Genomic DNA, 12,137 nt, shown 5'->3' with positions numbered 1-12,137 from the left:
AAAGGAAAATTGAGTAATTAATATAAAACAGATACAAATGAAAGAAACTGATTTATTTTCCCGGAGATCGTTCCTCAAAACGGGAATGGTTTTAACTGCCGGATTACCAGTATTGCGGATATCTCCCGTCTGGGGAAAGGTTACACAACCACATACTGAAGATAAGTTGTACTACCTGTTCCGGCAGCCTCCTGTCACTGCAAAGCCTTTTGTGCGTTGGTGGTGGAACGGCGACAAACTGTCGGCTAAAGAGATTCTGCGAGAACTGGACGTGATGAAGGAGGCCGGGATCGGCGGTGTGGAAATCAATCCGATTGCTTTTCCGGGTGGTGATGACTTGGGAGTCCCATCCATGCAATGGCTCAGCCCCGAATGGATCGAAATGGTGAAAGTGGCTTTAAAGGGCACTGAAGAGAGGGACATGATCTGCGACATCATCGTCGGCTCGGGTTGGCCTTTCGGCGCTGAGATACTCGAAGGGGACGACCGTTCACAATTGCTTACCCTTACGAGCAAAAAAATCCGCGGACCGGAAACGATCCGGTGGGAAGTCGCCGATATCTTCAATGATGCCAAACCCAGGGTACACGCTCCCCATAAAGGCGCCGACTATGAACTCTACGGCGTTTGCCTCGCCCCGGTGAAGATGGATGAGTTTACACAACCCCGGTGGTTGCCTTTCGATAAAAGTCAGAGTACCCTCGAGATCGAGGCGCCCGAAGGGGAACATATCCTGTATGTCCTGGTGAAGTGTACCGGCTTCCAGGCGGTGATCAACGGCGCCCCGGGCGCGGCAGGCCCGGTGCTGAACCATTATGACAAGGAAGCTACCGAAAAATTTCTCAACCGGATGTCGGATACATTGTTCCCGAAACTGGACGGGTTGAAGGGGTTTCGTGCTATGTTTTGCGACAGCATGGAACTGGAGGGTGCCAACTGGTGCCGTGATTTCCCCGAAGAATTTAAACGGCGGCGGGGATATGATATCAAGCCCTTCCTGCCCTATATACTTTTCAAAGTGGGTAACATGGGATCGAAAATAGAAGGCTTAGAAGTCACGCAACTATCGGGCGATGCGGAAGAAAAGGTGAGTCGCGCCCGTTACGATTTTTACACTACCTGCATGGCAATTATCACCGACCGCTTCCTGGCCACTTACACCCGTTGGTGTAATAAGCACGGGTTCAAATCAAGGATGCAACCTTACGGTAACGAGTTTCATCCGCTTGAAGCCTCCCTGTCGATCGATATTCCCGAATGCGAGACATGGATTTGGGGACGCACCAATAAGGATGGCTATACTTATCTTGATTTTGTCAACCAGCCTTCCAGTACCAATGTCAATAAATATGTGGCTTCGGCTGTACGTTTTGCCGGTAAAAAGATTGTAAGCTGCGAGGAGATTACCAACACGACGCTCGTTTTCAACACTACCCTGGAGCAAGTGAAAATATGCGGTGACCAGAGCAACCTCTCGGGTGTGAATCACTCCATCCTCCATGGGTTTAATTATTCCCCGCTTGAGGCTCCTTTTCCCGGATGGATACGTTACGGCACCTTTTTCAATGAACGTAATCCATGGTGGCCTTATTTCAAACAATGGACAGCCTATAAAGCCCGCATTTCCACCATCCTGCAGGAGACCGAAGCATTTGCCGACATCGCGGTACTGCACCCCCTTGCCGATATGTGGACACACCACGGTCCACAGCGCGATCCGTTCCCCGGACTGCTATATCCCTCCTACCAGTACAAAATATGGGAGGCCATCCACAAAAACGGCAATAGTTGCGACTATACCAGTGAAGGCATTATCCAAAAAAGCGTAGCGAGAAACGGCTATTTGAAATATGGCCGCCGGAAATACAATACGCTGATATTGATAGAAGCGGAGACCTTACAACCGGCTACCGCCAAAGCACTGGCAAATTTTGTGGCAAATGGAGGTAAATTGGTATTTGTAGGAAAAAAACCATACAAATCACCCGGGCTGGTCAATTACAAAAAGAATGACCGGTTAGTGTACAAGACCATATCCGCCATGAAGAAAAAGAATCCTTCGCGTGTATTCACTGTCGAATCGCCAACCGACAATACGGTTGAATGGTTTGCCGGCATACAGAAACAATGCGGCATCCGCCCCTACATGCAGATCGATCATCCGTCTGTAAATGTCAGTCAGATCCGCCATCGTACCGAGGGTAAGGATATTTTCTTTATCAGTAACGCCAGTCAGGATGAACGGGTGGTGTTGAACGTTTCGTTCCCGGATACGGAAGGCGTTCCGCAATTATGGGATGCGGAAACAGGGCAACGGTATTCACTCCCTGCAGGGAAGAAGCAAAGAATAGATCTGCCCCCCGCCACTTCACAGCTGGTTGTGTTTGAAAAATCAAAGACAGCTCCATTGCTTAGCTCTGAACCAATGGTTTCTGAAAACCTAAATCCAATCACGCTAACAGGATGGAAATTGCGCATGGAACATCTCAATGGTACGGTACAGACTCGCGATATGGATCAACTATTCGACCTCTCCCGGGATGAATCGACCCGCTCTTTTGCCGGATGCATGTATTATGAGAAGGAACTCGGCGACGTGGATGGTTATCACTGGCTTGACTTGGGTAAAGTACATGGTGTATCAGAGGTGTCGATTGATAACGAAATTCTGGGCAACAAATGGTACGGAAGGCACTTGTATGCCTTACCGAATAATGCTGGCGGTAAGACATTGCAAATCAAAATTACAACCACTGTAGGTAATTTTTTGAAATCTACTCCCGGAAATGAAGTTGGACAAGGATGGACACGGGGGCAAGGATGGACATCCGTAGGAATGTGCGGGCCAGTGAAAATAATGTAGAATCTGATTATTAATTAATATGTTTTAGTCCATAACAATCGAGCACATTAATTGTGTAAAAGTTCAGACCTGATTTGAATCGCTATAATCAGTTTCTGGAACACTTTTAACTTATATATATCCGGGTTTAAGGTGCCTTAAAGCCTGAATATCCTGATAATCAATAGAAATATTTGCTGGCTTTGCTGATAAGGAAATGAAGATAGTAGATAAGGAGGCGGGCGAGGTTAAATCGGTTCAATCTTCTTATCGGTATTAACATACAGCCATCATACATATATTAAAGCCTATAACAGTCAAAACCGAGATAACCCAATAAGGTGCGGCAAAAATGCGTTAAACTTCTACGGTGGTGTCCCATAAGTTGTATACGTTGTTAGCGGTTCGGGATTTTCTATTCTTATATTCAATCCCAAATCTCATTCTTTTCGGTCAAAATTATAGGTTTATTATCAGTAACAACTATTGTATGTTCGTGTTGAGCCATAAATCCGCCTTTATTGCCAACTAATGTCCAACCATCATTATTCTCAATTGCATAGGTTGATAAGGTTGATATGAAAGTTTCAATTGCCACAACCATGTTCTTTTTGAAATGTCTTCGGTCAAATCGATTTTTATAATTAAGAATTCCGTCAGGTTGTTCATGTAAGCTTCTGCCTATTCCGTGTCCACCCAAATTCTTGATCACTTTATATCCAAGCCTGTAGGCTTCTGTCTCTATGAGATGTCCAATGTCTGATATCCTTACACCGTCCTTGATATTTGAAACAGTTTTTTTCAATATTTTTTTGGAAGCGTCTACAAGTTTTAGATGTCCGAATTTGTCTTCTCCAAGCACAAATGAGGCTCCGTTGTCTGACCAAAATCCATTTAATTCGGCTGATACATCGATATTTATCAGGTTCCCTTCTTTTAATATTCTATTTGCTGAAGGTATTCCGTGGCAAAATTCATTGTCCACGCTTATGCAAGTCCAACCGGGAAATTTGTATGTTTTATAAGGTGCTGAATTTGCACCAAAGCCCTGCAATATTTTTGCTCCGTATTCGTCAAGTTGTTTGGTTGAAATACCTGGTTTAGCAAAATATTTCATTTCTTTTAAAGTGTAAGCAACTACATCACTTACTTTCTTCATGCCAACTAGTTCTGATTCTTTTGTTATTGACATAATGTTTTGTTCAATTCATCTTTTATTTTTATAATTTGATGGAGATTTTCCCGTTTTTTTCAGAAAAAAAGATAGGAAATACTCATAAGTCCCAAAACCCAGTTCATAGGCAATTTCCTTAACCGGTTTGGAGGTCTCTGTCAGCAGCTCTTTCGCTCTTCGCAGTTTAAGCTCATGAAAAAACTGTAATGGCGCATATCCTGTATGTTCTTTAAATATTTTTCTGAATGTTGAATAGTCGATGCCTATGTTCCCCGCCAACTCCTTCATATTGATATTTTCGTGAATATGTTCAATCATGATGATTTTTGCGAGTTCAATCTTTTTTGCCTGTTCTCTTGAGTCGAATTTTTTGTTTTGAGTTAAAGATAGAACAGTTCCCAGTATATTAAGTGCAATACCGGCTAAATATTGCTGGCTGGCTGGCTTATCTTCTTTGGCAACTCGTATGGCATTCACATAGAGGTTCACTAAATCCCCATTTATACCTACATTGAGGATTTGATTATCAGAAGATATGAATCCGTGAGCGACAATATTATCAATAATCTCCCCCCAAAAACCGATGTAATATTCGTCCCAGCCACTTTCTTTCGAAGGATTATAGGTGTGCCACTGACCTGGAAACAGAAGAATAACCTGCCCTTCTGCAATATTTGTTCTTCTGGTAGTTGCTGAAGAAAAACTCCCGCTTCCTTTACTGATATATACGATATGATTTGAGGATAAAACACGACCTTCGTCGGGTTTGAAAAAATGGCTTTTAGGGTGTTTTGAAGGAGGATAGAATGTATTCGGAGGGATAGTTTGAAAACCAACCGAATCGACTGTCAACCCGAATTTTTTATCCCGTTCATTGACCAACAGGTATTTAAAATCTATCCCCGAATTATTATATTTCATATCCGTTCAATGTCCATGTAGGGATTCTCTAAACAAAAAAAATAAAAAAATCGCATTTTTACAAGAGAAGTATTATTTATTCAACTTCAGCTAGTAATATAATTGCCTAAAAGTGATTGTCTATCCCAATTTTCCATTCAAACTAAAGAGCGTTGGCTTTATGCAAGAATAAGAAAATGAGGCTTCTCCATCCCTGTTTACTTCTATATTGACGCTCTTTCCATTGATTGATATTGTATATTTCTCTGCAGGATCTAATCCTTCGACGGTAACATGGTAATTGCCTGCAGAAGTTACCTTCCAGGAGAGGTTCTTTCCGGTATAACTGTTAAGTTCGACAGATATCGGCAGGTTCGAATCTCCTTTTAGTTTCAGGATCACTTGTTCTCTATTGTGAGGGAAGACTGCCAGTTCCTTATTCTTGAATGACACACCAAAAGCCTCTCTGCTTTTCACGGAAAAGTTATCATTGCGCAATTCATAATCATTCGTATTCAATATGACTTGATAAAGTGTATTGCGCAAGGAGTAATTAAAGACTGTTCCATTCAAGTTCTTAAGCATATTGGGTTCCAATCCCATCCGGTTCCATTTGGGACGAATACCATAGATATCCCGGTAGAGAGCCGTAACGCTTGTACATATCCCAGCCAGTATATCCGAACCCAAACCCAATTGAGTTTCTCGACTATAACGCTGCGAAGAAAGGCCATCTTTCTTATATTGTGCTAAAAGATTACGTATATACTTCAATGCTATTTCTTTGTTATATCCAGCATAAGCCCTGACACCCAGATATCCCCAGGTGGGGAATATGTCTCCGTTTTCATATCTCGGGAAGGGCCAATTGCCCGATTCCACTTCTTCCCTTTTGAAAGAATCGAAGCATAAAGGCCAATGGAAAAGATTTTCAGCATTACTTCTCTTCTCTATCTGATCAAGGATTTGTGCGATGCGTTTTTTGTCATCGCAAAGATTAAATGCAATAACGGCAAAGTTGACGGGAGTAACCAGATTATCTCCATGCACAGAGCCATCTTTATCGCGCCAGTAAATATATTGCTTTTGTTCTGGTGACCAAAAACCGCCTTCATCAACCGACTTATTGAAATTTTCTTTGAGTCGTTTGGCTATTTTATGGTAGTATTCCGCTTTTTCCATATCACCAAGAATCCGTTCACATTCTTCCCATAGACTCAAGGCTTCATACATTTGGGCATTTACAAAAGCATTTTCAAAAGAAGCCCAGACAATATCCAACCAATCGCTTGCCTTTTTTTCCGCAATGGAATTATTCATCATCTCGAAAATTCCATTATCATTTGTATCCCGTCTGATTAGCCAGTCCAATGCTTTCTCACAACTGGCTTTATGCGAAAGTAACCAATTAACATCGCCACATAAGTCAAATTGTTCAGCCGTATTAATAATATATCCGGTTTGTGAATCGACAGTATATCCCCAACGTGCCTCGTAGTATCCGGTCTTATAATTAAATGTGCCAGGCATCTGGTCTTCGTCTTCATTATGCCAGCGCGACAAGACGCGTCCTTCAGAGGTTAATGCATGGTCTCTTTCCCTATCCAGAGTAGTTCCCATATTCAGAATATAATTGTCATCCCCCAAAGCCATGCCTATTTGTGCGAAAAATGGTTCATGCAAGCATTTCCAGTTTGTAAGCCAACCATTGGCACCCACAATGCCATTATCGACAACGCCATAACGTCCGGTTGTATTCATCAATTCCCGAACTGCTTTTTCGTCGATACCCGGAAGTACACCACGAGAATATGCCATATCATAATTAATGTATTCCATTTCCAACGTTATCGAGGTCATTCCACGATGTACGTCAAATGAAGCAAACACATCCGATCGTCCGTTCACAAAACGGTTCAAATTGTAACGTGGTTCCAATTCGGTGTCTGTCACAAAATGCGTACATACAAATTCTTGATTTTCATTTAGTGAATATTTAGCTGCAATATTTTTACCATCTGCTTTTGCATCTATTCGGAAAGCATTTCCATTGTCGGGATTCCAAAAAGTAACTCCACCAGTGTGTACGCCGTATGTATTATTCACTTTACTAAGATATTTACACCAGATAACCCCGCCATTATCCAGTATCCCACCTTTCCAGACGGATAAATCACTAAAGTTCCATTGAGGGAAAGAGGTTTCCTCCAGTTTTGCCAACCCGCTGTATTCCCGGTCTATATGCCAAACAATCTTATCACCAATTGTTTCAAAAATCCAAGACTCATTCACCTGAATTGAATGATCACCATAAATAATATTTCTTATAGTAATGATTCCCATTTGCTCTTCCACATCGATTTCATCGATACCGGCTAAAGAGGTGAACGCTCCGCCCTTAGTCCTGAATCCGGTGTAAACGCCTGCAGGTGATAATGTGTTTTGCCCTTTTATGCTTAATTCGGTTATTCGGCAACCCTTTGTATAGTCTATTTGTAAAATGAGATTCCCGTTTGGATCTGAAAGAATGATTTTTTTTGTTAAAGGATCGTGAACGATTGAATTAAACTGAGGTATATTACTTCGATCCAGAATTTTATTTACTGCGAAAATTTTCCCAGGAAGAAGCAATGCTATTGCAATAAGAAATGATAGAGTATTTATTTTTGACATTTTTTGCATTGTTAATTGAGAGGATATTTTACAACGGATACCCGTTAAATGATAATATTGTAATAGGAGTATAAAAAATCAACAAACTCTCATTAATGGGTGGGGCAGGGTGTATTAAATAAAGTTGAGATAACTGTTTTAATACACCCTTTTATCCAGAAAATAAATGAATTATCTGGAGTAAATATCAAACTCTCCGATCACCATCATTGTTGTACCATTTAACCCATTAGGTGAACTCATCTTGAGATATTTCACCGGAATTGGATTGTCTATAATAAAGGTCTGTTCTCCGCCTCTTTCTTCAATTGAATAGTTTCCCAATTGTGTCCACCCTTCTTCTCCAGACAAATTATCACTGGGAGGTTCATCATTTCTTCCCCAAAGAGAGAATGTAGCAGGCAGTCTATTATCAAATATTTTTCCTGTTTCTAAACCAAATACCGAAGGCCATATGGAAAATCTACTCACAAGAACTTCTCCGCCGATATCAAAAACCATCCAATGGGGATAATTTTTACCAACACGTGTATGCCATCTGTTGGTATAATTATTATCAAGGGCGTGTTTAGCTGCATTGTCCCCCGAATCGTGTTGATTTGAATACCCTATAATTGAAATTTCGGATTTAATTAACAAAAAATCACCGTCGTAAGCAAGAGAAGCGTCCGTGAAGTCGGTGTAAAAAACATCAACAACCATTTCATCCGGAATATAGACGGTGCGATATTTGGGTAAACTACCGGGTTTAAGATCTGTGATAATCGTACTATTTTCAGATAAAGGAACTTCCATCAGTACATTCTCATCGTCGATATTGGTATATGATATCTCTGTGTGCTTGGCATCCAGAGACTCATCCATACCGCCCCACACCAATACTTTATTTCCGGCGTTATTTGCACTCAAAGAGACAAGGCGCCTGTTTAACATTGTACTTTCATATTTCTCCCCGAGAGATCGCCCGGACACTTCATAGGGAAGAGACCGATTACCATATTGATCTAAGTTAACCAGATCGAACAGATAGCTTTGTTCCGGTAAATTCTCTATGGTCTTATAGAATACTCCCGCTTGATTCCCTATTTCAATATCTACCGAATCAGTGTGGTTATTCCAATAGATACGCGTTGTTTTTACTCTGTTTGTTGTTATAAATATTTCAAATTGTACGCGTTCTTTTCCGGCTCCAACAGTTACAGAATCAGGCAATGTGGCATAAGTAGTTTCTCCTTCTTTCAGAAAACGATCGCTCAATTCGTTCATATCGGAACATGAAACGAGCAGCAGGCAAACCGTTATGGCCGATATATAAATTATTTCCAGCAAATTATTCATAAATAATCATTCATTTAAATTACTAATATTTTCTATTGCATTACTGATGGCCTGTTGTCGCCATAAATTTCCACCTCTCCGATTTGAAAATTGGCTCCATTGGCCCAGGTTCGTTTTGCCAATATTCTTATATAGCGTACCGGCGGGTTATTAGGATCATTCGTAAAATCCTCCCCGTTTCGAGCTTGTTCTTCATCTTCAATAGAGATCTTTCCAAGAGGCAATCCGGATGGCTTAATAGATTCACACTCCATCAATTTAGTCCATTGTTCCCACCCCGGTTGAGCCGGATTGTAATTTACACATCCCCATACTTCAAAGTTTCTCAAATTCCCTTCGTGAAAAATATAACTTGGACTCGCAGTCCTCTGAAATAACCGTAATCGACTGATTTTTCCTATTATTCCCAGATCAAAAGAAATAGATTGAGGCCATATACCCGTTCCTGCAGGGGAGCTATAACACGGGTCACCCCCTTTGTTCCCGTCCCATATCCTATGTATGTCGTAGTTTGAATTATAAGGGGGTATATCTCCTGATGTTGTCACTTTGGCGAATTTCAATTTATCGAATTCCGTTTCATAAATCGGGATAATCGTGTCATATCTAAAAGGGCTCTTGTTTCCCCAGTGGTCTTGCAGGTAAGTCCGGAAATGAAAAGGGATCGTATCCATACCCCGTACGGTTCCTTTTCCTTTTATCGAGGAACTATAGAATATTTCTTTGGGCACATACTCCCTGTTATGATCCTCTATTTCAATATTAACCGAAATATCTGCCTTGTTTGGATTTTCCCATGTGGCCAGTAATCCTCCGAAGTCTGAAACAATTGAAAGGGTTTTAGAAATAGAAAGGACATCCGGAATGAGCGGTCTTATCGTTTCAACATGTGGGTCGGACTCATTACGACTTTTGTCCACCGCGATCAACTTCACCTGATACTGTATGGTGTCACCAAACCCCAACACTAACAGTGAATCAACAAAAGCCGAAGCTTTGCTCTCCACTTCCGTTTCCCCGTCAATGGAGTAAACTGCTTTTACATATAACAGGTCTTCATCGGAAGGAAGTGTATAGTGGAAAACAGCACCTCCCGCAATATTCTTCACACTTACATTTGTTATTATTCCGGGCGGGATATTATCCAGAGGTTGTTGTCCTACAGGCTCTTCATTTCCACATGAATAAAGAAATACCATCCCCAAAACTAACCGGATAAAACAATTCTTTTTTAGTTTCATATTATATTATAGTTATAAATGCTTGATAATTTACCAACCATAGTTTTGAACAAGGTTTTTGTTCACAAACAAGTTAGACTCCCGTATTGGCCAGAAATAATCTTTTACGGTAAACCTCACCGATTCGTTTCTCAAGGGAAGGACTGTATAGAAATCTTCCGGCGTTTCCCCCATGATATTCCATCCTTGCGGGTCCGTATTGTAAATCTCTATTTCTTTCCATCTCCGTATATCCCAAAAGCGCTTCCCTTCAAAAGCCAATTCTATCGCTCTCTCTCTGCGGATGATGTTTCTTCTGCCCTCTTTGGTGTTAATTTTTTCCGGGTTTGTAGAGTATTTTGTCCATGAGTTGGCAATTCCTTCCAATCCGGCTCGTTCCCGGATCTTATCCAAGTATCTGAATATTTCATCCTCCGGTCCTCCCGCTTCATTTAATGCTTCGGAATACATCAAATATAAATCGGCCAACCGATAAACAGGAAATGGAAAATATTCCCAAGTCGTCCTGTCATATTGCTGTGTATTTTTATAGTGGCTCATTTTTTTAGCTCCATAGCCTGTAATACTATTTGCTTCTCCGGCCTGGAAACCTGAAATTTGGGTATTCATAAATTCGCAATGTTTGACATCTTTGAATGTATTGTATCCGGCACCAAAATAAATCCCCTTGTCAAAAGCGATGCTAGCATAAAAACGAGGTTCACGGTTATAATGCAAATATACAGTTCTTTCTCCTTCTTTCACATAGTAGATCTCTTCATCGTCAGAGGGTTCGGGACGAATGGAATATCTATTCTGGTACCATCCTTTGGATTGCCAGTATTTATCTTCCTCTATAGGAACACCGTTCGTGGAATAGTATTTGTTTACTAGTCCCAGCGTTGGGGACCATTCACTTGTCACGGAAGTTAAGGTGGTTGGACTCATCCGGATTATTCTTGTTGAAGCGTCACGTGCAAGAATCCCGCAATCATTATTTGTCCCACCCCATATCAATTCGGAATTCCATTTGTCACAAATAGCCTGCCTGTAATTTATCTCCAATTGTAATGTTTCATGCTCATTAATTAACAACGGATCCAACTGATTATACAGCCTTTTTCCTTGTTCATGGGCAGCGTTAATAGCTTCGAGGCAAGCATCAGCGGCTATCTGCCATTTATTGGGATCGTAACTTGATGGGAATAGCTGCCTGCCTTTGTTATCTTTCATTCCCGAATAATCGGTATTGCCGTTAAACAACGGGCTTGCCGCAAAAAGTAGTACTTCCGCTTTTAACGTCATGGCGATTAGTTTATCTACTCTGCCGGCTTCTGTCCCTTCTACAATTTCTTTCGTTTCCGGTAAATCCGGTATCGCTTCTTCAATCAGGCCAATCACGTAATTCACTACATCGTCTATGGGTTCCCTATAAACCTGAACTGCAGTCACATCGGCCGAGATGGGCAGGTTCACGTCTACAATAGGAACCGGGCCGTACCGCTTCATTAGGGTATAATGATAATAAGCTTTTAAAAATTTAACTTCCGCGATCCACCTTCTTCGGTTATGTTCCATCAAATCTCTAACTTTACCGATATTTTCAAGAAAAATATTGCAGTCACGAATACCTACCCACAATGAACGGTTACCATCCCATGTATTCATGATCGGCTCATTGGCATTTTGTAATCCACGTGTTATCTTTGTTCCTCCCCAGGTGACAAATCTTGTCCCTAATTCCATCTGCACGTACCTTTGTGTCGTTTCATCCGACCCGGTCATCGCCGGATCATTCTGTATGTCCCCGATTGCCGGCCTGTAGCTATAACACCCGTATAAGTATTTTTCGGCGGCAATACTGTTTTTAAATGCGTAATCGATTGTAGCCACATTATCCGGGACAACATCTAAATAATCACAGGATGATGTGGTATACAATACACAGACAAAAAGTATTATCTCTTTTATTATTCTTGTTTTCATCTTA

7 protein-coding genes are annotated in these 12,137 nt (G+C 41.3%); 1 reads left to right on the top strand and 6 read right to left on the bottom strand.

Annotation, left to right across the window (positions count from 1 at the left end; all coding sequences use genetic code 11):
• The first annotated feature begins 37 nt into the window (after positions 1-37).
• Positions 38-2,863: a glycosyl hydrolase gene (locus tag AC1HCU_RS06355; RefSeq protein WP_480370449.1), complete on the top strand. Its 2,826-nt coding sequence runs from the start codon at positions 38-40 to the stop codon at positions 2,861-2,863.
• A 406-nt stretch (positions 2,864-3,269) separates the two neighbouring features.
• Here the strand turns inward: AC1HCU_RS06355 and map are convergent, their stop codons facing one another.
• The 6 genes from map to AC1HCU_RS06325 form a co-directional block, all read right to left on the bottom strand.
• The gene (map, locus tag AC1HCU_RS06350) at positions 3,270-4,034 is read right to left on the bottom strand and encodes a type I methionyl aminopeptidase (RefSeq protein WP_480370446.1); all 765 of its coding nucleotides are present in this window, start codon (positions 4,032-4,034) and stop codon (positions 3,270-3,272) included.
• A gap of 15 nt (positions 4,035-4,049) precedes the next feature.
• Positions 4,050-4,937, bottom strand: coding sequence for an AraC family transcriptional regulator (locus tag AC1HCU_RS06345; RefSeq protein WP_480370443.1), 888 nt, complete (start codon positions 4,935-4,937; stop codon positions 4,050-4,052).
• Between the two features lie 120 nt (positions 4,938-5,057).
• Positions 5,058-7,589 carry an alpha-L-rhamnosidase-related protein gene (locus AC1HCU_RS06340; protein ID WP_480370440.1) on the bottom strand — a complete coding sequence of 844 codons (2,532 nt, stop codon included), beginning with the start codon at positions 7,587-7,589 and terminating at the stop codon, positions 5,058-5,060.
• Between the two features lie 171 nt (positions 7,590-7,760).
• On the bottom strand, positions 7,761-8,927 hold the full coding sequence (locus tag AC1HCU_RS06335; protein ID WP_480370437.1) for a DUF4998 domain-containing protein: 1,167 nt from the start codon (positions 8,925-8,927) through the stop codon (positions 7,761-7,763).
• Positions 8,928-8,959: 32 nt separating this feature from the next.
• Complete coding sequence (locus tag AC1HCU_RS06330; protein ID WP_480370434.1) at positions 8,960-10,168, bottom strand: DUF5000 domain-containing lipoprotein; 1,209 nt, start codon at positions 10,166-10,168, stop codon at positions 8,960-8,962.
• Positions 10,169-10,198: 30 nt separating this feature from the next.
• Complete coding sequence (locus AC1HCU_RS06325; RefSeq protein WP_480370432.1) at positions 10,199-12,133, bottom strand: RagB/SusD family nutrient uptake outer membrane protein; 1,935 nt, start codon at positions 12,131-12,133, stop codon at positions 10,199-10,201.
• Between the last annotated feature and the right edge of the window lie 4 nt (positions 12,134-12,137).

Source organism: Proteiniphilum sp. LBM24028, assembly GCF_056629195.1.
This window is presented reverse-complemented; position numbering and strand designations above follow the sequence as displayed.

Excerpts from the sequence above, each read along its gene's own strand:
- AC1HCU_RS06355 (WP_480370449.1), top strand. The coding sequence starts at position 38 with ATGAAAGAAACTGATTTATTTTCCCGGAGATCGTTCCTCAAAACGGGA.
- map (WP_480370446.1), bottom strand. The coding sequence starts at position 4,034 with ATGTCAATAACAAAAGAATCAGAACTAGTTGGCATGAAGAAAGTAAGT.
- AC1HCU_RS06345 (WP_480370443.1), bottom strand. The coding sequence starts at position 4,937 with ATGAAATATAATAATTCGGGGATAGATTTTAAATACCTGTTGGTCAAT.
- AC1HCU_RS06340 (WP_480370440.1), bottom strand. The coding sequence starts at position 7,589 with ATGTCAAAAATAAATACTCTATCATTTCTTATTGCAATAGCATTGCTT.
- AC1HCU_RS06335 (WP_480370437.1), bottom strand. The coding sequence starts at position 8,927 with ATGAATAATTTGCTGGAAATAATTTATATATCGGCCATAACGGTTTGC.
- AC1HCU_RS06330 (WP_480370434.1), bottom strand. The coding sequence starts at position 10,168 with ATGAAACTAAAAAAGAATTGTTTTATCCGGTTAGTTTTGGGGATGGTA.
- AC1HCU_RS06325 (WP_480370432.1), bottom strand. The coding sequence starts at position 12,133 with ATGAAAACAAGAATAATAAAAGAGATAATACTTTTTGTCTGTGTATTG.